Origin of the sequence: Pedobacter sp. N36a (assembly GCF_014472395.1) — a bacterium.
Lineage (GTDB): Bacteria > Bacteroidota > Bacteroidia > Sphingobacteriales > Sphingobacteriaceae > Pedobacter.
Genome location: NZ_JACSZW010000006.1, coordinates 160,709 through 182,679 on the forward strand (window position 1 = coordinate 160,709; position 21,971 = coordinate 182,679).

Consider the following 21,971-nt stretch of genomic DNA (forward strand, 5'->3'; position numbering starts at 1 on the left):
GCTGCATTTTTTACGGCAAAATCCATAGCTGGTTTTCTAACGCTTAGGACTAATGAGGTGTTTAGTCGCGTAGTAAAGAAAAAGGATTTGATTACTGAGCGTTATCAGGATAATGCAGTAAATGTGTTTTTTTATTTCATTTACATTAAAAAGTACTGAATTTTTTAGCTTAAAGAAGCATATTCCTATAATTATTAATTACCTTTAAAGTTTAACTGTATTACAGCATCCTTAAACGCTTTCAATTATGTCTGGTTTTCTTCGTATAGCTATTTTATGGCTTGTCGTTTTTTTATTTTTCTCCTGTGAGAAAGAAAAGTTGATTAAAAATGAAGATAATTTTATAGAACAGACAGAGGGGTTATCGGCGCTAAAAGTGGGGGCGTCAGCTGTAGGACTTCAATTCATAGAAGTACAATGGAGCGAAGTTAGAAATACACACTTTAAATCAGTTACCTATAGCATTTATCTAGATGATCAAAAAATTGTAGGTGGTTTAACGACTACCAAATACAGTTTAATCAATCTGAAGCCTGGAAAAGCTTACGCGATTAAGATCTTAGCTTCAGTTACTGGCGGAAAACAGGTGGAGGAGATGTTAGTGGCCAATACATTATCATCAACCACTGGTGAATCCAAACAAACTTTGTATCAGGAATACAAAATACACAGTTACTCTACTTTTATGGGCCCCACAGCTTTACAAAAGTGCTTTGATGGTGGACATTTGGTGGTTCGGTTTTTACAGCATCCAAATTATTTTGGCGATGGGTCTTTTAAACTAATCGTATTTAAGATTGATCAATATGGACAAATGCTGTGGTATAGGTTGATACCTACTGTCAACTTTAACTTTTCCACATTTGATAATATCAACTTGATCTTATACAATCAAGATAAAGAAGGCTTGATTTTTATTCAAGGTTATGCTTTTAAAATTGCCACTAGTAATGGGGAAATTATTGGGGAAAAGAATTTTCAAAGTATATTGAATAAGCAGACTGTTCAGTCTGTTTTTTATGAATCTCCACAGGAAGTTATAGCTGGTACCGTAAATGGAAACCTACTGTCTATTAATCCTCAGAATCTAAGTGTGAATTGGCATCAAATCAATCCAGATCGATTGGGTACTATCGTTGCCATCAGGATGGATTCAAAGAAAAATATTTATTACATTTTTCGAAATCAAAACGATCAGAATTATAAGATCAGAATTCATAAATGTAATGCTAAAGGTGACTTCTTGAGCGAGTTTTTATTTGATGGAAGATTGAATGCTGAAAGTAATTTTGGTTTTTGGATGACTGCTTTACTTGTTGATGATCAAGATAACTTCTACTTATTTGGACACAATTCTTCTTTTGATTACCTCCGTTATTTTAAATTCAGTGCAGATGGTACAGTCTTGAAGAAGAATGAACAATCTGATAATCTATTAGCGAAACAAGCATTTTTTAATAGTAAAGGGGAGATTGTTTTGCTGGGTGCAATGTCTCCTGGGGGGTTACAAACTTATGGTGGAGTCTACGTTTATGATAAAGACATGAAGCTAAAGTCTAAACGTTTTTACACGGAAATACCCTATCATGTTATATCTGGAATCACTGGTAATCTAGATGGATCCTACAATATCTTTTTACATTATATGCAAACCTATAATTATGAGAATTCAAACTTTGTCTTCATTAAAACTGATGCAGATGGAAAGATGTAGCAGCTTGTTGCTTTTATGGATGGTTTGCGTTTTTTTTTCCTGCAAGAAAAAGACTGAACTGGAAGATCCTGCAATTCTTGTTAAAAGCGTTTATATAGAGATGATTAAATCGGATAGAGTAGATGTTAAATATCAATTCTCGCATTTAGGCTATCAGGAAACAGGGGTTTTATATTATAAAAAATCAGATCCTAACAAGGTGAGTACTATTCATGCCATTCGGCAAGCAGAATCATTGAAGCTGTCTTTGGAACACTTAGAACCCAATACAGAGTATGCTTTTAAAGTCTTTTATAAACTAAAAGATGTGCAGCAGATCGATGCAAAAGAATACACTGTAAAAACGTTATCGCTTGAACTCGCTAAATTTGCCCTAGAAATTAAAAACGATTCCATCATTTATGATGCGAGTGGAAACTTTACTGCAGATTTAATAGGTGAAAATCTTAATGATTTGAATCTAAGAGAATTGGATGTTAAGCTTAATGGGACCACAGTTGATCTTGATTATCCTGTTCAACTGGCGAGTGGCAAGTATAAAATTACCATCAAAGGCAAGAGTAAACCTGTTAACGCCATATCATTTGTTGTTGGAAGTTATCAGGGAAAGGAAATCTTTTTTCAGTCCGTTCCTTTTGTTTCTGCCGGAGAAAAATATTGGCTAAGTTATAAACCGACCTTATTACGCTGTTATTATACTTCTGTCTTCGATAATGAACTGTACTACTTTAATCAGCAAGTGCTTAAATGGAATGTGCCTGATCAGAGATTGATGGTTCTGCGTAAAATACCAGAGGCTACCATTTCAGTGAGTGCTGTTGGTATTCAATTTGATGAACAGCTCTTTTTTCCTGTAACTGAAAAAACCGATTACGGTAATATCAATGATAATTCAGATGATGTGAGCTATCGTCAAGCTTATTCCTATCATCCGGTTTCAGGTGATATATACTCTTATCCGCTTGAAGATCAGTCGTTGTCTAAGTCTGGGAGGATGATAGAGAATAATAACTGTTTTATCCATAAGGGAGAGTTATACCTTACTTTTAGTTTAGTAGATCAGCTCGGTAGTAATCCTTCAATTTTCCCTAAAAGCGACAGTTTTATTTACCGTTATAATAAGGCAACAAAAACATTTGAATTCAAGGGGAAACTAGATTCTAAAATCCTCAATCACCATTTTGTTTCTATTAAAGATCAGCTGTACTTGTTGGGATTAGTTCCGGTATACGACCAAGGACTTCAGATGAGTGCTACTTTATCCATCTTTGAAGTATCAGAACAAACCTTTAAACCAGAGGAAATTTATAGAGGCGGAACCGTTGCCGAACCATTGACTTTTAGAACGAAGTCTGCTGTGGTATATGATCAGAAAATCCTGATTGCTGCTGCACTAGACAATTTCATCTTATTTGATCCTTCCAATCGAGAGCTTTATCCTGTGCTTTTAAAGAATAATATCAACAATATGTACTTTGGAGGCTTTTTTAGTTACAATAATAAATTACACCTTAATGCGGACCTGTTTTTTACCAGTCAAAAGATTTATGAAATATCCATTGTTAAAGGGAATTAAGAAACTAAGTATTCTTTCTTTATTCGCGGGAGTACTTGTACTTACATCTTGTAAAAAAGAAACGGTTGAGGTTTCTGTTGATGCATTTGCTCAGCTCAATAATGAACTTAAATATGAGCAAGGAGTGTACAATGTATTATTTAGTCTTCAGGAATATCCTTACAAAGAAATAGGTGTACGAGTAGGTAATACTAAAAGTTCGATTCATCAGAATAAGGACTTAACTTATTACATAGCCAACCAGGTATCAGCAAATAGATATGGTATCTTTCTTAATGCTTTAACGCGTGACAAAATCTATTATTACCAAATTTATGTAAAGGATTCGGCTTCTGAAAAAGTTGTCTATTCAGATATATTCTCATTCAAAACTAACCCTTAATATCATATGCATAAAAATATCAGTTTTTTGTTCGTGCTGGTGATCCTGTTTTCCTTGTGTTCCTGTTCAAAAGAAGAAGCTAATACTCTCGTCTTACAAGATAAATATGACACTACAATTAAGGAAACAGAGTTTACTGGAGAAGAATTTTTTGTCAATTTAAATGCCCGTGTTTTACAGCCAGGAGAACGAGGACAATGGGTAGTCCTGCAGGGAACGGTAAAAGATACCTTTGTTTATTTTGAAGACAAAACAGATCCGTTTACCAGATTTAAAGGAATCCCAGGTGAAGAATATACGCTGGAATGGAGGCGTTGGGATGCAAATGGAAATGAAAGTACTGCCCAGACAAAATTGAAAATACCTGACTTAATCATTGAGATTGCAGATAATACGCCTGCTGAATTTAAAACTATTCGTTTTTTATCGGTAAATCCAAAATATAGAGGCACCTGGTCTATTGATGGAACTTTTGGTTATATCGACTCTCAATATCATGACGGTTATGCCGAGCCAGCCGAAAAAAAGCCAAGTATTATCCTTCATGGTTATGAAAATAGGGCCTATATGGCAACTTATACCTATATCTACGCAGGCAAAACCTATCAATACAAAAAGCTAATCCAAACGGGTAGCTATACCCAAGATGAAGGATTATATGAACTTCAGATGTCCAGGGATAGTTATAGGGTTATTCAAGATGACCAGGGTAATATACTTGAGCTCAACCTACAAGCATCGGCTATCGCGTGGATTTTCAAAAGTCCGGCTGTTTATCCTGCCCTAACCTCATTAAAAAAACTACGAAGCCTAATTTTTGGCGGTTCCAGTTTAGATCACATCCCCACGATATTAGGGGATTACTATCTTGATCTGGAAGTGTTAAGCATGGATGGGGTAGGTAGTGGAGCGGTATTTCCAGAGAACTTTGGCAACCTCATAAAATTAAAAGTTTTTGATTATCGTCCAAGATTTAGTGTCTCTCCCAGTACTCAAGTAATACTGCCTAAATCTTTTGCAAAGCTGAAAGCGCTTGAGTCTTTTACACTAAGGTCTGCTGGTATGGTGGATTTTAATGGCACATTAGGTAGTCTAATAAATTTAAAAACATTAGATACCTATACTTTAAGTCTTCCGGATGATTTTGGCAATTTAAAAGCACTGCAGCATTTAGAGCTGTACGTTAAAAGCCCTGTTTTTCCGAAGAGTTTTAGTGAATGTAAATCCTTAATTTTTGCCCGCTTAACCTTTGATGATTTGGATGGGGGGACGGTGGTATTGCCGCCACAAATGGGCAATCTGAAAAAATTGGAAACCTTGGAGTTGGAGACAAAAAAACTATTGGGATTGCCAGATTCATTCTCTGAATTGACTGCACTAAAAGCCCTAAGGCTCTCTACTTCAAATTTGCAGTCAATTCCTGAAAACTTTGGAAATCTATCCAATCTTGAGAATCTTACGATTTATGGAGCCTTTAAAAAATTACCGTTTAACTTTGGTCATCTAAAGAAATTGAGTAGCCTTTTTGTAGGAGGAAATTTAGAGAGCCTTCCAGAAAGCTTTGGCGATCTTTCCTCCTTAAGTTATTTCAATGGAGAATACAACCAATTTAAGACTTTACCAAATAGTTTTGGCAAATTAAAGAAATTGAAAGAACTGTCTCTTTCATTTACTAAAGTGGAAGTATTGCCAGCATCATTTAGTGAACTGGATGCGTTGGAAAAGTTGAACCTAAATGCTACGGCCTTTAAGTCTTTTCCCAAAGAGATTATCCCATTGAAAAGTATCAATAACATTATACTTAATAATTCCAATATGGGGGATATTCCGGATGATATCTCTAAAATGAAGCCTGGAGTTGTTTTTACTATGCATGGAATCACCAATCTTACTCTTGATCGTTTATTACGTGTGGTGAGTATTACGAAGAACATGGTTTTCTATACAAGCTTTGGGTATTATTCATCCTGGAATTACAGCTAAATTCACTCTTTTATGTAACTGTAATTAAAATGAGTAGTGCTGTAAATAAAAAAGGCCCGGTATATTTGAATGGATCTATTCAAGTATACCGGGCCTGATCATTAAAGCCTATTGATTAAAAATTAACGCTATTCAGGTTTTTATCTACCAAAATACCATCAATCGCTTTCAGGTCGAATTTCACTTTGCGTTTTGCTTTCAGCTTGATGATAAACAATTCTGTATTGCCATTCAACGGATCTTTCTGACCTAAGTTCACAAAAGTCGGATAAAGCGCTTTTTTACCATTCGTATGCAGCCTGTCGTAAGTCATGTTTTCCATTTGCTTCACATTCGTTGGCTGTATACTTACAAACTCGAAATCAGCAGCGTTATATGGCAAGGCAAAACTCAGTGCGTTGACTGATTTAAGGTTGCTACCTTTCACTTTAACCTCGATGATTTCATCTTTATTATAGCTAGTTTTTGCAGTGCTGATGCTTAGCTTACCGGCCACCTTATCAATTTTACTATCATTCACACCACCGTCAATTCTGGTCGCCACTAATGAAATGTCATAAGCGTCAATCAGTCCGTTTTTGTTGATGTCACCATTGCTGATGTAACCTTCGAAATCACCGTCACCTGATCTTAAACCAGTATAGTTCAGGTAAGAAGTCAAGTCATTTCTGTCGATCAAACGGTCATTGTTGATGTCTCCAGGTAAGTAACTCTCTGTTCCAGGAACTTTGAATACGTACAATTCTCTACCAGAACCGAAACCGCCAACACCTTCAGTCACCGCCATTTTGATGTAACGTGCAGATGGATGCATAGGGAAGTTAAATATTTTCACTTCATCTGTGTTCGCCCATGCAAAATTACCTGCCGGAGTCCAGTTTTCTTTGTCATTGCTAAAGAACACCGAACCTTTTAGAATGATACCATTTCCTCTTCCTGAACGAGGAAGGTAATGGAATTTATCCAGTTGGTTGATGGTTTTTAAGTCCATGATCATTTCAAAAGGAAGCGCATTTACGCCCCATTTCGTATGCCAGGTATTGCCTTCGTCAAAGTCGAACAACTGCTCGATTTCTGATCCTTCCTGATCCGCGGCGGTCGATTTAGCTACGATACCTTGAATTGCGAATTCTAATGGGTTAGACTTGGTGGTTGCGTTAAACGCTGTCCAGTCAGACTGTCCATCTTTATTTACCGCACGCAGTTTAAAGGCGTATTGAGTCTCCGCAGTTAAGCCATCAAATAACAATGAAGTGTCTTTGATGGTGGTATAATGCATATCATTGAAGTCAATCTCATAGTAATCTGCATGTTCTACTTTAGACCAGGTAGGCTTTAACGTATAAGCTTCTTTATTTTTATCAGTCACCACAGCATTCACAGGAGCAGTTAAAGCACCTGTAGAGATGCGCAATTGATCTACTGGCTCATATTTGAAGCCTTCAATCGTGGCCACCACCGGATTTACCGTGATGTCTGTTGCACTTACTTTAATCAGTAACTGTGGGTTTTTAGTGATCACCACTTTTTCAAACTCGCTTCCTTTAGTCGCAAATTTGTTAAGGTTAGGCGTTGCATCGTAGAAATATACATTCTCCTTGCTCAAGAAATCAGCCATCGAAGTCGCTTCCGTTAACTTCACTTTATCCTTACCTACTTTTACCAATACCTTCTTAGGTTTCTGGGAAACGTTGATTCTAAGTTCTGTCGCTTTCGCTTTTACGAAACCATCGAAGTCACCTGTGGCAGGGTGGATCGTCACGATCGCACGGTTCTTTTTGTCAACTTCCGACTCAATTAAGCTGGAAGCACCTTTGCCCAGTTTGTATTGTTCCGTCGTTCCATCATCATCGTATTCCGTAAATGAGCTTTTTCCAGCAGGATAGATCTCATAAATACGGGTTCCTTTATTGATCTCCGTTACGTTGTTGTTCGGGTTGGTCACTGGAATAATGGCGCCATTCTTTACGAATACCGGCAGTTTCCAGATTGGCGCTGCAAAGCTGTTGATGATGCTATTTCCTGCATACTTCTCTCCAGAGAAATAATCGATCCATGAACCTTCAGGTAAGTAAATGCCATTGCGAATGTCATTGCCTTTCTCGTCAGATTTTGTCGCCTGATAAATCGGGGCGATTAAGAAATTCGGACCATATAAAAACTGGTATTGTGTAGCCGGACCTTGAGTATAAGCATTTGGATATTCCAGGAACATCGCCCTGATCACCGGTAAACCGGTTACGGCTTCTCTTGCTATGCTGTACGCATAAGGCATCAGCTCCGATTTCAACTTTAAATAGTTACGGTTGATAGAAGTAGCTGGCTCACCTAAGGCATGAGGGTACTTTTCATTTGATCCCCATCCGTCCATGTTCAATTGCATTGGCGTAAAGGTTTTCCATTGGAAGTCCCTGATGTTTACCGCCATATTTTTACCGCCAAAAATACCATCCACATCGGAAGTAATGTTCGGTTGTCCGGATAATCCAGAACCTAAATAAGTAGGGATATGGAAACGAATGTATTCCCAAACACCACCAGTCTGGTCGCCAGACCAGATGCCTGCATAACGCTGTGTACCTGCCCAGCCATCTAAAGAGATGATGAAAGGTCTCGCATCATTGCCATATTTGGTCATGATCTGCGCCACATCAGCAACACCGTTCAGTCCGAAGGAATAACCGGCACCTACCCAGGCTACGTCCGTTTTCAGTACGCGCACACCAGCTTCTTTTACTTCCTTTAAAATGTCTCTTTGTAATAAAGCACTTACTTCCGGTTTCGGGTGCAGGTCTGATTGTGTCCATAGACCGATCTCCACACCATTTTTGCGGGCGTAATCACCTAAGCTTTTCAGATTTTGAATGTTGCCGTCTAAAGTTTCTGTCTGGCCATATCCAGCGCCATAACCATCATTTGGAAGCAGCCAGCCGAAAGGCATGTCGTTCTTCTTGTAACGGTCAATCACCGCACGTGCAGAAAACTGGTAGTTATTTTTCTCTCCATTTAAGGATTCTTTAATGCCACCATTGTCTTTCTGACTCTCTTTATAATGTTTGCCATCTTCAAACAGCATTCCTTTTTCATCTGCTTTCCAGAAGTCACGGTTGTAAGCATTTAAGTGCCCCTGGTAGAAACCGAATTTAGGCAACAATACCGGATTTCCTGTCAGCTGATAGAAGTCGTTTAGCAGCGGAACCGCGCCATCGCCAGCCATTAAAAATACATCCAGGTAGTCTGTATCATGTGATAACTTTACCGTACCTTTTTCTTTAGCACCGAAGTCATATTTACCTTTTTTGAAGGTATGCCACAATAGGCCATACCCTTTAGAGGACCAGTAATAAGGTGTAGGGGAAGCTACTCCGCCATCCGTCCAGCTGTTCTGGTTTTCTATGGAAATCGCTTTTCCTTTATGAGAAAAACGGCCATTCTGTACACCACCACCGTAGAAATACTCTTTAGGCGTTTCCTTAAAGGTCAGCACCACTTCATTTTTCTCAAAACGAACAGGAGCTGCTTCTTCCAGAACTACCGCATTCGTAGTTAGGTTGATGATTTTTAACAGGGTTGTGTTTTTATCTATTTGTACCGAAATCTTATCGGTAGCAATGGTAATCAGGTTGTTCTCATCCTTAAGGTCAAGTTTTGCAACTGCTCTTCTAGGATTTTCTACCAGAATCTTAGCTTCAGGCTGCGCTACCGGATCTCTCATGACACCACCAGCATTGTCCTGGAAAAGCCTGAAAATCTGGTCACCGTAGAAGTCTAAAGTCAAACGCTGATTGTCAGAAAATAACACCTCAATTACCGTCGGGCTCACCTTACGGGCACTGATGATTTTATGCTCTTTCTGTAAAACCTGTTGAAAGGTATGGGTTAGTGGTACTGCTCCGGCATTGAGTTGGGAAATCAGTAATGGGAAAGCTAAGGCGAGCAAAGCTGTGTTTTGAGGTTTAGAACTCCAAAATGTTTTCTTCATAATGTGTGTTATAAATCTTCCCGGACAGGTGCTAAGAACAAAACCTAAATTGTTCAGTCAGGCATTCTCCCGGAAGTTTTAGTTGAAGCCGCCAATATAGAAATTATCTATTGGTTTTTGCTTTTGCAATATTGTATTATTTTTAGGTGTTAATTAGGAATTTGGCAATGTAGAGGCCATTTGTTGAATAGAAAAGCGAAGGAGATTGCTCTTGTTTAGCGAAATGATTTATGGTAAAACGTTTTTTAAACGCTGAGAAACAGCAGCAATAAAACCAGGTTATTAGAATAAAATTTAACAGGGAAGGAGCGATAATAGGAGGGACAATGATGATAAATAAAATACTATAAAGTGTAATCCGATTGGTGTGCCGGGATGTTAAGGCACACCAATCGAAAAGGAGATAGCGCTATCGAAAATGAATTAATGGACTTTACGCTCCTTATAACCTAAATAACCAGCAAACAATAAGCCTGCGATTAGAAGGATAGAAGCAATCAGGGAAATCAATTCCCCAGTGTAATAAGAGTTAGGATGAAATACAAATTCAATTCGATGCTTGCCTGCTGGAATATGGGCAGCCCTTAACAGGTAATTCGCACGGAAATAAGGTTGCTCCACCTCATCAATGAACATTTTCCAGCCTTTGTTATAATAGATTTCTGAAAATACAGCGAGGTTAGACTGTTTGGAATTACTCTCATATACCATGCGGTCTGGAAAATAACTAGTCAGTTTGATCGTTCCTGATGCTGCAGAATTACCCAGCTGCTGCTCTTTAACCAATGGCTTATATTGATCATCAATCACCACCGTTTCTTTAGGTGCAAAAGTACCAATCACTTCCATTTCCTGATCTGCATTTCGTACATACTGGATCTTATTGACAAACCAGGCATGGCCACAGGCATTCGGGTTCAACTCCGCAATCAGCTTTGGAGAATTTGGATCGGTGTGGATCAGGTATTTTGTATTCATCATTCCCAAAATATTCAGGTTGATGTTTTTCTGGAAATGCGTTTCAATGACCTCATCGAATCTTTTCAAACGAACTGCCGAATAACCACCTATGGACTTGTGGAAGTAAGGAGTAGTGGCATCATTCATAATGCTTTGCGTCAAATCCAATACTTTAAAGTTTGGATCTTTATCTTGGTCAATAAACCGATCTACTTCCCGAAGCTGAGGCTTTTCTGTATCCTGTTTCGCCATAAAACTCTCGGTATTTAAATACCTTTTATCGACACCCCATAGATCAAACAATATTAGAAATAGGAAAGCGATGGAGAGTAAATTGGCATTCAGCTTTCCCTTTAGGTAAGCCCAGATTCCTGCAAATGCGATCAGAATCAACAAACAAGACCTCATGGCGTCCGATTGTGCCGCCGCTTTTCTGTCCGCTACAATCGCATTACCAATGGAATTTGCAGTGGCCTGGTCAAGTTTCAGCGCTTCAGAAAACTGTGCAACCACCGTTTCATGGTCGCTGCTCTTGAAGGATAGTAATAAATCTGGAAGAACGGCCATCACCAGCGACAGTCCGAAAGTGATATAAAAGGCCAGTTTTACTTGTTTCAAAAGCTCAGGTTTATCCGTTCTGACAAACAACTCGTTAACCGCCAGTACAGCCAGTATCGGGAAGCACAATCCTGCCACCGCAAGAATGGATTCTACCGCTCTGAACTTGTTATAGAAAGGCACATAATAGAAGAATAAATCGGAAATGATAGGCAGGTTTTTCCCAAAAGAGAGGAACATGGTCAGGATCACTACGCCCAATAACCACCACTTGATCCGGTGCTTAACGATCAATAAGCCCAGCACAAATAGAAAACAAATGACGGCACCAAAATAAAAGGAACCTTCCGTAAAAGGCTTCTCTCCCCAATAAAAAGGCATCAGTGATTTAGAAAGGTAATCCGCCTGACTGGCATCGGCACCGATTTCCGTCAGCGTTTTCACCACATTGGGATGCTGTACGGCATTCCCTCTGGAGCTGCCGCCAAAAGCATTTGGGATCAGGAAGGTGATACACTCTTCCACACCCTGGCTCCATTGATAAGCGTAGACCCTGGATAATCCGGTACTGGTTTTTGCTACATTCTGAGTCAGGTTGGCATGCCCCCTGATGGTTTCAGCACTGTAATCGTAAGTGCTCCATAAGGAAGAGGTATTCACCCCAATGGCCAACAGACCCGCAATAGCTGCAAATCCTGCGGCTTTAAAAAAGTCTTTGCTCTGTTTAGATTTGATGGCATGGTAGGCTTCGATACCCACAAAAATCAGGATGGCTAAAAAGAGATAATAGGTCATCTGAAGGTGGTTGGCCCGGATTTCTAAAGCCAGAAAAAGCGCAGTTATTGCCGCACCATAAATATATTTACCCCTGAAAACGAGGATAACCCCTGCCAGAACCGGAGCAAAGAAAGAGATCGCCGCAACCTGATTGGCATGTCCGGCGCCAAATAAGATGATGTTATAAGAAGAAAAAGTGAAAGCAACAGCGCCTGCTGCAGACAGCCAGGGATTCAGTTTCAGGACACAAAATAAAAAGTAACTGCCCAATAGTAAGACCATGACGGTGCCTGCCGGCTGTGGCAAGGAATAGTTGACCACCTTGATCAGCCAGGTGGTGATGTTATTAGGATAGGGTGCCCAAATCTGAAAAGTAGGCATCCCCCCATGGATCTGATTGGTCCATAAAATGGTTTCCCCCTTTTCCCGGTAATGGTTGATTTCTGTAGTCGTAGATTGTGCCCTGGTCACATCATTTTGTCCAAGCGTCTTTCCAAAGAATACGGGATTAAAATATAAAAAGGTGATTCCAAAGAAAAGTACAATGACCATCAAGTGTTGGCCATTTCGCTTAAACCAGTTATTCATAGCTGTTAAAAATTTCCCTAAATATATAAAAACAAAGTGCTCGCGGCCCTTTTCTTAAGTTATGGTATTTTTCTTTCTCTAATTAGCCTTTAGTTTTGTTATAGATAAAAGGCAAATGGAATAGGAGGAACTTCTTTTTCATCCCCTGCGAATAAGGGCTTTACATTGGTCTGAATTTTTAAACCTTAAAACAAACAAATATGTATCAGCTTAAAGTGATTGTGGCGAGTACCAGGCCAGGACGAAAAGGACCAGCCATCGCCAAATGGTTTATGGATTTACTCCAAGAGCAGTCCGATTTTGAAGTCGAACTCATCGACCTGAAAGAAGTAAACCTGCCTTTTATGGATGAACCAGAACATCCCAGACTACAGAAATATCAACACGAACATACAAAAGCCTGGAGTAAGAAGATCGCAGCAGCGGATGCTTTTGTGTTCGTAACCCCAGAATATAATTTTGGATTCCCCGCCACCTTAAAAAATGCACTGGACTTTCTGTATCAGGAATGGACCTATAAACCGGTTGGCTTTGTGAGTTATGGAGGGATTGCTGGTGGCACCAGGTCGGTTCAGATGCTGAAACAAGTAGTCACAGCTTTAAAAATGGTTCCTATCGTAGAAGCTGTTCACATTCCTTTTTTTACGAATTTTATCAATGATAAAGAACAGTTTGTTGGCGATGAAGGACACCTGCGTATGGCACAGGGACTATTGAAGGAGCTGGTATGGTGGACGAAAAAGTTGGAGAAATAAGCTGAAGTTAGGCGGAAATATTAAATATCAGGTAAAGCAACAACCCAGCAACTGCCGCAAATAAGGTATTTAAAAAGTTAACACCGTTGTTGCTGATTAATTTTCTCCGTTCCAGCAATGCCCCAATTATGGAGTCTGTTAGGTTGCCTAATATCCCTGCTGCAGCTACAATTAGTGCTGCCTGTCCAAATCCAGCATAGATCAAAGCGATGATTCCGGCACCTATAGCACCGATTATCGTACCTTCTATGCTGATTACCCCGTCCAGCCCTTTCGCTTCTTTTTTGAAGGTGATGACATTGAAAAAGCGACTGCCATAAAGGATTCCCAATTCAGAAGATAAGGTGTCGGCAAGGGCAGAGGCCAGACTGGCGGCCATCATTAACAGGTAATAACCGCTGTTTTCAGGATTTAGAAGAGCTAGTAAGGCGGTTATTCCGGCAACACCTCCGTTTGCAAGTACCTGCCAGGAATCTCTGCCTGTTTTTTCTCCATCAGGAGATCCAGCAGACTCCGCAGGATGGACCTTGAGCTTTTCCGCCTTTTTATGTGAAGTGGCGAGGACGCTCAAAATAAAAAATGCCGCTAACATCGATATTCCTTTTAAACCTGAGGCCAAGGCAACCAGAAAACCCAATATAGTAGCCGTTACAGCAGCATAAAAGGTCAGTTTCCTGATTTTTACGCAAACCACCATGAGTACCACTAACAGGAGCAGCACGATTTGCAGTAAAGGATCATTAAGAATGGGCGCCATAATCTGTATTAAACCAAAGTATTAAATTTAGCCTTAATGTGCTCTTTCGCTTGCTTCTGAAACTCTTCTGGCGTCTGACCCGTTTGCTTTTTGAAGAAACGACTAAAGTACGGCCTGTCAGAAAAGCCCAGTTCATAAGCAATCTCTTTGATGGTAATCTCGCTGTGAATGATACTGCGTTTGGCTTCCAGAATAATCCGGTCATGGATCAGCTGCATCCCGGTTTTATCAAGCTTGTCTTTCAGAATCTGGTTAAGTCGCTTAGAACTGATGCCCAGCTTTCCTGCATAAAAATCAGTATTCCGTACTTGCTGGTAATTACTTTCCAGTAGCATTAGGAACTCGTAAACCCGCTTCTGATGTATATCCTGACTGGTGAAATCATGCTCTTTTACTTGTATCAACTTCAATAGGAAAACTTTAAGCAAGGCTTTTACCATTGTCATACTTTGGTTCGCATATTCTTTTTCCAGCAAACTGAAAATCCCGGAAAGCTCAGCAGCAGCAGCCTCATTTAACCGCAGACAAGAGAACTCGCCCTGCACATTGAAAATCTTAAAGAGGTCTAAAAGAAACTCTTTGTCCTCCTCTTCCAGCATGTCTCTCTTAAAAGAGATCAGTTCTCCGTTTTTTCCTGCTTTATTCAATTGATGCACACGGTACGGAGGAATCAGGTAAATCCAATCCCCTTTAGCATCCAGATCTGTATCCTTCAAAGCGTGTAAAGCATCTTCATTCTTCAACCACACGATTTCAAAAAAATCTTTCCGTCCCGGATCATTCAGGTAACTAGGTGGACAATTCCCCAGGTTACGAATATAAATCAGTGATTTCTCCAAGCCCGCCGGTAATGCAACATTCATCATGGTATAAAGATAAGGACTCTCCATGTAGGGTATAGGACGATTTGGAAATTATGGTGGACTATTCGGAAATACCTTAATTTTTGTGGCTTAGCCATGACTTTTAAAGGCCATGGTTTCCTGATTGTCCCATATAATGCGCCGATAGTGTAACGGGAAGCCTAAAAAACCGGTCTACCTTTACACCGGATTAAAAACATTAGCAATGGAGTTCAGTACCACAACCGATAAACAACTGTCAAAAGAGGTTCGCAATAACCTTGAAATGATACTCATGGAAAACACCTGGTTGTTAAAACAGATTGATTTTAATGAAGTCGCAGTATTTGCAAACGCTATTAAAACCGCAAACCGCATTTTTATCATCGCTGCCGGACGTTCTGGTTTTGCCATGCGATCTGCAGCAATGCGCCTGATGCACCTGGGATTAAATGCCCATTTTGTTGGAGAAACGACTACTCCAGCGATAAAGCAAGGTGATTTGCTGATCGCAGCATCTGGATCTGGCACCACCAGCTCTATTGTTAAAGCTGCCGAAAAAGCCAAGTCAGTAGGCGCAAGGGTAGTCGCACTCTCTACGCAATCACAGTCTTTATTAGCCAGTATCGCTGATCAATTGATACTTATCCCCGCTGCGGAAAAAGAAGACCATGAAGGCAGTAGATCGAGGCAATACGCAGGAAGCTTGTTTGAGCAGTTCCTGCTGCTGTTAACAGATGCAGTTTTCCAGTCTTTATGGAAACTGGACGATACCCCAAATGCAGAACTATGGACCAGACATGCAAACCTGGAATAACCGATAAATAATCCGGATAAATCACACGAATCAAATCATTTTTTATATAACATCATTATGGCAAAATTACAAGTAGCAATCGATTTATTAACAACAGAAGAAGCATTGGCATTGGCAGCAAAAGTTGCCCCTTATGTAGATATTATTGAACTGGGAACTCCATTAATTAAAAACATGGGTGCAGCAGTGATCACCGCAATGAAAAATGCACACCCAGATAAATTGGTTTTCGCAGATATGAAAACAGCTGATGCTGGTGAATTAGAAGCAGAAATTGCTTTTAAAGCAGGTGCCGATTTAGTAACCGTAATGGGTGCTGTTGGTGATGCCACCGTTATTGGCGCAGTGAAAGCGGCAAAAGCACATGGAAAAGGGATTGTAGTGGATACTATCGGTTACCCTGACCGTGTAAGACGTGCACAGGAAGTGACTAAATTAGGTGTGGAATTCGTAGAACTTCATGCAGGACTAGATGAGCAATGGACGCCAGGATATTCTATCCAGGTATTGATCGACGAAACCGCAAGAGTAGGTGTACCTGTTTCTGTAGCAGGTGGAGTGAACCTTGAAAACGTTGCCGCAGTAGTAAAAGCTGGTGCTACAGTAATCGTTGCAGGTGCAGCAATCTATGGTGCAGAAGATCCAGCTGCAGCAGCAAAAGCAATGCGTGAAGCAATTGACGCAGCTAAGAACTAATACTCTTAAAAAACAAGAATGGTCTGATCCATTTTCTGTTGATTACATTGAATTTCAATATTCAGTAAAGCAGTAAAGCCCCCATAATTTTGGGGGCTTTACTGTATACTAAGGAATGCCTTTCCAGGATTAAAACAAAATTCCGGTCAGCACAAAACCAACAATAATTGCAGTAGATAAGGCCACAAGGCCTGGTACCATAAAACTATGGTTCAGCACATATTTACCGATCTTCGTACTCCCCGTTCGGTCAAAATCTATGGCCGCAACAAGGGTAGGGTAACCTGGAAGTAAGAAATCACCGTTAACGGCAGGAAACATCGCAATCAAATGCGGATTCACAATTCCTAAGGCAAGTCCCATCGGCATAATTGTCCTGGTCGTGGCTGCCTGACTAAAAGTCAAAGCACCCATAATGAACAAGGCAAAAGCGAAAGTCCATGGGTAAACAGAAACAATGTCTTTAAAAGTATGCTCAATGATGGCCTCATTTGCCGCCATAAAAGTAGCACTCATCCACACCACACCCAGTACAGAAACTACTGCGGTCGCCATAGAAGTGAATAAACTCATTTTTACCACTTTTGCTGCGGAGGTTTTAGTGATCAGCATGATCATCGCAGAAGCGGTTAGCGTGATCATAATGATCAAACTCGTTAAACTGATCGTACCATCTGCATTCACGCTAAAGCTCTTTCCACCACCAACGTGTGGCACTAAACCAGGGAAAGCACCGAATAAAATGATCAGCAGAATCGCTAATCCAAATATCCCAACGGCAATTTTAGCACCTGGAGTAGCCTGGTAATGGTTTTTTCCTCCACTGGTATCCGTAGGGTCCATCGAACGTGCAAATTCAGGGTCCTTCATTTTCTCTAGAAATATCGGATCCTTATCTAATTCCAAACCCTTTTTACGTACCACCAGAATGCTGACAAATATCCCAACAATGGAAGCCGGGATACAAATCTTCATAATGTCAATCGAAGCAGAAGAATACGCAAGAATCGCCACTAATGAAGCCGTAGCTGCACTCATCGGGCTCCCGGTAATGGCCAGATGAGAGGCAATCACAGAAACCGATAATGGTCTTTCCGGCCTGATTCTTTGCTTGGCCGCCACTTCCGCAATGATTGGTAAAAGAGAGTACACAATATGTGCAGTTCCCGCAAACAGACATAGGAAATAAGTGGTGAATGGCGCTATAAAAGTAATCTGAGTTGGGTTTTTCCTAATGATCTTCTCGGCAATACTGACCAGATAGTCTAAACCACCAGCCGCCTGTAAAGTGGCAGCGGTGGTGACAATGGCAAGAATAATCAACAATACGGCAACAGGAGGTTCGGCCGGTGTCATTTTGAACACCAGCACGAAAATCATTAATCCTACCATTCCCATCACCCCGAGCCCAATACCTTTCATTTGTGACCCGATCAGGATCATGGCTAATAATATGCCGAGCTGTACGAATATCATTGTGAGATGAATTTAGGATTGATCAGGTTATCAATGGAATAAACCTCATCCCATTTCGCCTGGGTAATCAGTTTTCTTTCTGTAACCACAATCTCGTAAATAGATTTACCGGTTTTCAGCGCCTCTTTAGCAATAGAAGCACATTCTTCATAACCTAGAATAGGATTCAGCTGAGTGACAATACCAATACTCTGCATCACCATATTCTTACAGTGTTCTTCATTCGCAGTAATGCCCAGCACACATTTATTTTTTAATGTCAGACAAGCTTTTGTTAGGTATTGCAAGGAAGTGAATAAGGCCATTCCAATTACTGGTTCCATTACATTTAATTGTAATTGACCAGCTTCAGCAGCCATCGTTACTGTTAAATCAGCACCAATCACATAGAAACAAGTCTGGTTCATCAGCTCAGGAATCACCGGATTTACTTTTCCTGGCATAATCGACGAACCTGGCTGCATTGGAGGAAGGTTGATCTCATTTAAACCACATCTTGGTCCGCTGCTCAATAACCTTAAATCATTACAAATCTTGCTCAATTTGATGGCGTTACGTTTTAACGTACCACTCAGTTGTACTAAAGCGCCAGTATCATAAGTCGCCTCAATTAAATCTGCCGCAAGAATCACTGGAACTTTACTGATTTCTGCTAGATATTTCACGCATAAAGCAGAGTAACCTTCTGGTGCATTTACACCCGTACCAATGGCCGTAGCGCCCATATTCACTTCAGTAATCAGCAATGCAGCTTCTTTAATACGCAGTACATCTTCGCCTAAAGTAGTGGCAAAAGCATTGAACTCCTGACCTAAAGTCATCGGAACTGCATCCTGTAATTGCGTTCTTCCCATTTTCAGCACATCCTTGAACTCTTTCCCTTTGTAGAAAAATGCTTCCTGTAATTCTTCCAAAGCCAATGCGAAAGCATTGATCTTCAAATAAACCGCGATTCTAAATGCCGTTGGATACGCATCATTGGTGCTTTGAGAAAGGTTAACATCATTATTTGGATGTAAATGAATATATTCTCCTTTTTTATGTCCTAAATATTCCAGACCAAGGTTCGCAATCACTTCATTCGCATTCATATTGGTAGAAGTACCCGCACCACCCTGAATCAGGTCACTGATAAATTGATCGGTAAACTCACCTTCAATTAATCGGTCACAGGCATAAACAATAGCCTCCGCCTTTTTAGGATCTAAAATTCCAAGATCCCTGTTGGCCAATGCAGCCGCTTTTTTAACGTGACCAAAAGCCTGGATAAAAAGAGGCTCAGAACCGATAGGAATTCCAGTGATGTCGAAATTCTCTTTTGCGCGCATCGTTTGAACGCCATAATAACAGTCGTTGCTGATTTCTTTTTCTCCTAAAAAGTCGTGTTCAATTCGAAAAGTTGCCATAATAGTATAAAATTAAATAGTATGTTTTGAATAATTAAATCGTTGTTTGTTTGTGTTTTCATAGCTGCTGGTGTTCTGAAATGATAAATCATATCCAGCCGGATGAGCAGCCACATCCCAAATTAGTATTGCAAAAAGTATTTTTGAAGCTCCGCCGTTTTATGAGTTTTTGTTAAGCCCAGCATCAATAAAATCCTTGCTTTTTGAGGGTTCAGGTCATCAGAAACGATAGTTCCTAATTCCTTATCGTCCACTTCTCCATCTTCTACCACGCGACCAGATACACACCTGCTTCCGCGACAAACGGCAATACCATCGCCCACTGCTTTTTTAACCGCTGCGGTAAAGGCTTCAGAGAAATTTCCGTTCCCCACACCAGCAATTACAATTCCCGCTACTTTATCTTTGATCATCACATCAAGGATGGCAGGAGAAGCATCGGTATACATATAGGCGATCTCCACTTTAGGGAAAACCGTATTTTTATCCACCGTAAAAGGCGCAATATGTGGCGTACGACGATCCGAAGTTTTATAGAATTCTACTTTTCCATCGAACACCTGTCCGATTGGCCCACTGTTCGGAGAACCAAAAGCATTTACTTTAGTGGTACTCCATTTGGTGACATCCCTGGAGCTAAAAATCGACTCGTTGAAGGAAACCAATACCCCGCGGTTCCTGCTTTTTTGGCTTGCAGCAAGGGTAATGGCATCAAAAAGATTCTTAGGGCCGTCTGCACTGATCGCTGTTGAAGCACGCATCGCACCGGTTAATACGACTGGATTGTCAGAGGAAATCACCAGGTCAAGAAAATAAGCAGTTTCTTCCTGCGTATCCGTACCATGGGTAATCACTATACCTTCCGCTTGTTTTTTACTGAAGATCTCATTGATTCTGATCGCTAATTTTTTCCAGATTTCCAGACTCATGTCCTGACTGCCTACCGAAGAAATTTGTTCACCAGTCACATCAGCAACTTCTTTTATGCTGGGTATAGTGCCAATTAAGGCCGAAACGGGGATTTTACCAGCAGTATATCTTGCACGATCTGCGGAAGCGCCCTCTCCGGCAATGGTTCCACCGGTAGCCAGTATGATGATTCTTGGTTTTTGGCCATATGCTATCTGCAGCAACAGGACCATTACTAAAAGGGACAGTAGTTTTTTCATAATGGTAGATTTATAAATATGGTAGGTGTATGCTTTTAAAAATTGTATAACATGCTGAAATTGATGCGTACTGCATCTTTTCCTTTTTTAATACCCTGATCCAGATGAAGCTCTTTATAGCCGATTTGAGGCTCAAAACCCACCATTAGATTGTCCAGTATGTTATAGGAAAGGTTGAGGGTGAAGTGGTAATTGGTCATTTCATTCCATAGACTTGCCGTCGCCTCTGCACCAGAAAAATGGTTGTAGGAAGCAATCACCATCGTGTGGAATTTTGGCGTCCAGAAACGTTGATAAGAAACGAAACCAGAGTTCACATTCAATAGATCTAATTCTCCCAATTTGTTCTCATTGGCAAAACCATCTAATCCTGAACCTCCAACTGCCAGAAAATAATCAGAAATGCCTTTTCCAACATTAAACTGTGCCTGTAAGTTATTTGTTAAACCAGACTTTTTATTGAAAAATATGCTGGCTATAGCAGTTACTCCATAACCATTTGCTGATTTGAATTTATAATCCTTGGTGTCGTCCAAACCATTCTGTACATTTTTTGAATCGTAACCGATGTTTCTGTAGATTCCGGCAACTTTTAAGAAGCCACCATTGTCGTAATCGTATCTTAAGGCAGCAATCACGTCCGGGATCCTCCTTGGCGCATAATCCACCCCAAGGTTTTCACTGGTAGTATAATCGAATAGCCGGCGGGGTTCCATCTGTTCTACGGCGACCTCATATCCGGCCCTGCCTTTTTCATTGAATTTGTTTCTGTAGTTCAGCTGGATTCTTCTGCTCAAGACCATTCCAGTAGGACCATCCCAATCGAGTAAACTTGCTGGCCATAAATCAGGATCTCCAAAAGTTGACCAGTTCTGGCCTAAAGTGAAGTTGTTGTACTTAATCCAGGCATGACGCAATCGGAATAGTGAAGTACGGTTTGGTCCGCCTTCAAAATCACCTTCCAGCATGGAACTGATTTCCTTTCCGTTTTTCAATTGAGTAGTGGTCTTGAAACGAAGCTGACTCTGGCGCATATCTACCCAAAATGCAGGTTTGTTTCTGCCATACACATCATTCTCATGGATGAGAAAAGAGCTGTTCCCATGAAGGTTGCCGGTGATGTCGTAAATGCCGTTCAGCTTTAACCTGCCGATCAGCGCAGAGCTGATTCTGGGCTTGCCATTCAGCGAGTCTTTACTCTCGTATTTAATGAGCTGCGCGTGCGCCTGATTCGTGAAAAATGAACAGCCAGCAATAAGCAACCCAATAGTAACTTTAATATTTGTAGAGGTTGTATTCATAGGAACGATTTAATAGGAGAAATGATGACCTAAGTTTCCCTCAAAAAAAAAATCCTTTTAAATCGCTAGGAATAGCAATTGCAAGTGTACGGAGTAGTTTTTTCATAAAGAGGTAGCAGAATGAAGGAAATACTTTTGTTTCTTGAACAACCCTTTTAGCCGATAAATGTTTGAAATATATTGTAGTAATTTAATGTATCTTTTTACTGGCTGATTTTCATGTAGATAGCTA

Annotated in this window: 15 protein-coding genes; 7 read left to right on the forward strand and 8 right to left on the reverse strand. The window is 40.4% G+C overall.

What is annotated here, in order from left to right:
• The first annotated feature begins 247 nt into the window (after positions 1 to 247).
• The 4 genes from H9X96_RS13715 to H9X96_RS13730 are packed head-to-tail and all read left to right on the forward strand — an operon-like array spanning position 248 to position 5,655.
• Positions 248 to 1,714 carry a hypothetical protein gene (locus H9X96_RS13715; protein WP_187666839.1) on the forward strand — a complete coding sequence of 489 codons (1,467 nt, stop codon included), beginning with the start codon at positions 248 to 250 and terminating at the stop codon, positions 1,712 to 1,714.
• Complete coding sequence (locus H9X96_RS13720; RefSeq protein ID WP_187666840.1) at positions 1,662 to 3,290, forward strand: hypothetical protein; 1,629 nt, start codon at positions 1,662 to 1,664, stop codon at positions 3,288 to 3,290. Before H9X96_RS13715 ends, H9X96_RS13720 begins: the two co-directional genes overlap by 53 nt.
• Positions 3,262 to 3,672, forward strand: coding sequence for a hypothetical protein (locus H9X96_RS13725; protein ID WP_187666841.1), 411 nt, complete (start codon positions 3,262 to 3,264; stop codon positions 3,670 to 3,672). The genes H9X96_RS13720 and H9X96_RS13725 overlap by 29 nt, the downstream gene beginning before the upstream one ends.
• Positions 3,673 to 3,678: 6 nt before the next feature.
• A complete protein-coding gene (locus tag H9X96_RS13730) occupies positions 3,679 to 5,655 on the forward strand; it encodes a leucine-rich repeat domain-containing protein (RefSeq protein ID WP_187666842.1) in 1,977 nt (658 codons plus the stop codon).
• Between the two features lie 115 nt (positions 5,656 to 5,770).
• Here the strand turns inward: H9X96_RS13730 and H9X96_RS13735 are convergent, their stop codons facing one another.
• Together H9X96_RS13735 and H9X96_RS13740 are read right to left on the reverse strand one after the other, a co-directional pair.
• Positions 5,771 to 9,637, reverse strand: coding sequence for a TIM-barrel domain-containing protein (locus H9X96_RS13735; protein ID WP_187666843.1), 3,867 nt, complete (start codon positions 9,635 to 9,637; stop codon positions 5,771 to 5,773).
• Between the two features lie 423 nt (positions 9,638 to 10,060).
• On the reverse strand, positions 10,061 to 12,520 hold the full coding sequence (locus H9X96_RS13740; RefSeq protein WP_187666844.1) for a YfhO family protein: 2,460 nt from the start codon (positions 12,518 to 12,520) through the stop codon (positions 10,061 to 10,063).
• Positions 12,521 to 12,720: 200 nt separating this feature from the next.
• Here H9X96_RS13740 and H9X96_RS13745 point away from each other — a divergent pair, with 200 nt between their 5' ends.
• Positions 12,721 to 13,275 (forward strand): NADPH-dependent FMN reductase, encoded by a 555-nt coding sequence (locus H9X96_RS13745; protein WP_187666845.1) that lies wholly within the window; start codon positions 12,721 to 12,723, stop codon positions 13,273 to 13,275.
• A 7-nt stretch (positions 13,276 to 13,282) separates the two neighbouring features.
• Here the strand turns inward: H9X96_RS13745 and H9X96_RS13750 are convergent, their stop codons facing one another.
• Both H9X96_RS13750 and H9X96_RS13755 read right to left on the reverse strand, forming a co-directional pair.
• Positions 13,283 to 14,032, reverse strand: coding sequence for a DUF92 domain-containing protein (locus H9X96_RS13750; RefSeq protein ID WP_187666846.1), 750 nt, complete (start codon positions 14,030 to 14,032; stop codon positions 13,283 to 13,285).
• Between the two features lie 8 nt (positions 14,033 to 14,040).
• Complete coding sequence (locus tag H9X96_RS13755) at positions 14,041 to 14,922, reverse strand: helix-turn-helix domain-containing protein (protein WP_255431110.1); 882 nt, start codon at positions 14,920 to 14,922, stop codon at positions 14,041 to 14,043.
• A 178-nt stretch (positions 14,923 to 15,100) separates the two neighbouring features.
• On the opposite strand from H9X96_RS13755, the gene hxlB reads away from it, so the two are divergent.
• Both hxlB and hxlA read left to right on the forward strand, forming a co-directional pair.
• A complete protein-coding gene (hxlB, locus tag H9X96_RS13760) occupies positions 15,101 to 15,691 on the forward strand; it encodes a 6-phospho-3-hexuloisomerase (protein WP_187666847.1) in 591 nt (196 codons plus the stop codon).
• 57 nt (positions 15,692 to 15,748) lie between these two features.
• A complete protein-coding gene (gene hxlA / locus H9X96_RS13765) occupies positions 15,749 to 16,387 on the forward strand; it encodes a 3-hexulose-6-phosphate synthase (protein WP_187666848.1) in 639 nt (212 codons plus the stop codon).
• A 129-nt stretch (positions 16,388 to 16,516) separates the two neighbouring features.
• Here the strand turns inward: hxlA and H9X96_RS13770 are convergent, their stop codons facing one another.
• The 4 genes from H9X96_RS13770 to H9X96_RS13785 form a co-directional block, all read right to left on the reverse strand.
• Positions 16,517 to 17,863, reverse strand: coding sequence for an anaerobic C4-dicarboxylate transporter family protein (locus tag H9X96_RS13770; RefSeq protein WP_187666849.1), 1,347 nt, complete (start codon positions 17,861 to 17,863; stop codon positions 16,517 to 16,519).
• On the reverse strand, positions 17,860 to 19,272 hold the full coding sequence (gene aspA / locus H9X96_RS13775; protein WP_370576742.1) for an aspartate ammonia-lyase: 1,413 nt from the start codon (positions 19,270 to 19,272) through the stop codon (positions 17,860 to 17,862). Before aspA ends, H9X96_RS13770 begins: the two co-directional genes overlap by 4 nt.
• Positions 19,273 to 19,391: 119 nt before the next feature.
• Positions 19,392 to 20,438: a type II asparaginase gene (locus H9X96_RS13780; protein WP_187666851.1), complete on the reverse strand. Its 1,047-nt coding sequence runs from the start codon at positions 20,436 to 20,438 to the stop codon at positions 19,392 to 19,394.
• Between the two features lie 35 nt (positions 20,439 to 20,473).
• Positions 20,474 to 21,739: a hypothetical protein gene (locus H9X96_RS13785; protein WP_187666852.1), complete on the reverse strand. Its 1,266-nt coding sequence runs from the start codon at positions 21,737 to 21,739 to the stop codon at positions 20,474 to 20,476.
• Between the last annotated feature and the right edge of the window lie 232 nt (positions 21,740 to 21,971).

What these genes read in the sequence shown, in the direction of transcription:
- H9X96_RS13715 (WP_187666839.1), top strand. Translation starts at nt 248, where the DNA reads ATGTCTGGTTTTCTTCGTATAGCTATTTTATGGCTTGTCGTTTTTTTA.
- H9X96_RS13720 (WP_187666840.1), top strand. Translation starts at nt 1,662, where the DNA reads ATGAGAATTCAAACTTTGTCTTCATTAAAACTGATGCAGATGGAAAGA.
- H9X96_RS13725 (WP_187666841.1), top strand. Translation starts at nt 3,262, where the DNA reads ATGAAATATCCATTGTTAAAGGGAATTAAGAAACTAAGTATTCTTTCT.
- H9X96_RS13730 (WP_187666842.1), top strand. Translation starts at nt 3,679, where the DNA reads ATGCATAAAAATATCAGTTTTTTGTTCGTGCTGGTGATCCTGTTTTCC.
- H9X96_RS13735 (WP_187666843.1), bottom strand. Translation starts at nt 9,637, where the DNA reads ATGAAGAAAACATTTTGGAGTTCTAAACCTCAAAACACAGCTTTGCTC.
- H9X96_RS13740 (WP_187666844.1), bottom strand. Translation starts at nt 12,520, where the DNA reads ATGAATAACTGGTTTAAGCGAAATGGCCAACACTTGATGGTCATTGTA.
- H9X96_RS13745 (WP_187666845.1), top strand. Translation starts at nt 12,721, where the DNA reads ATGTATCAGCTTAAAGTGATTGTGGCGAGTACCAGGCCAGGACGAAAA.
- H9X96_RS13750 (WP_187666846.1), bottom strand. Translation starts at nt 14,032, where the DNA reads ATGGCGCCCATTCTTAATGATCCTTTACTGCAAATCGTGCTGCTCCTG.
- H9X96_RS13755 (WP_255431110.1), bottom strand. Translation starts at nt 14,922, where the DNA reads ATGGAGAGTCCTTATCTTTATACCATGATGAATGTTGCATTACCGGCG.
- hxlB (WP_187666847.1), top strand. Translation starts at nt 15,101, where the DNA reads ATGGAGTTCAGTACCACAACCGATAAACAACTGTCAAAAGAGGTTCGC.
- hxlA (WP_187666848.1), top strand. Translation starts at nt 15,749, where the DNA reads ATGGCAAAATTACAAGTAGCAATCGATTTATTAACAACAGAAGAAGCA.
- H9X96_RS13770 (WP_187666849.1), bottom strand. Translation starts at nt 17,863, where the DNA reads ATGATATTCGTACAGCTCGGCATATTATTAGCCATGATCCTGATCGGG.
- H9X96_RS13780 (WP_187666851.1), bottom strand. Translation starts at nt 20,438, where the DNA reads ATGAAAAAACTACTGTCCCTTTTAGTAATGGTCCTGTTGCTGCAGATA.
- H9X96_RS13785 (WP_187666852.1), bottom strand. Translation starts at nt 21,739, where the DNA reads ATGAATACAACCTCTACAAATATTAAAGTTACTATTGGGTTGCTTATT.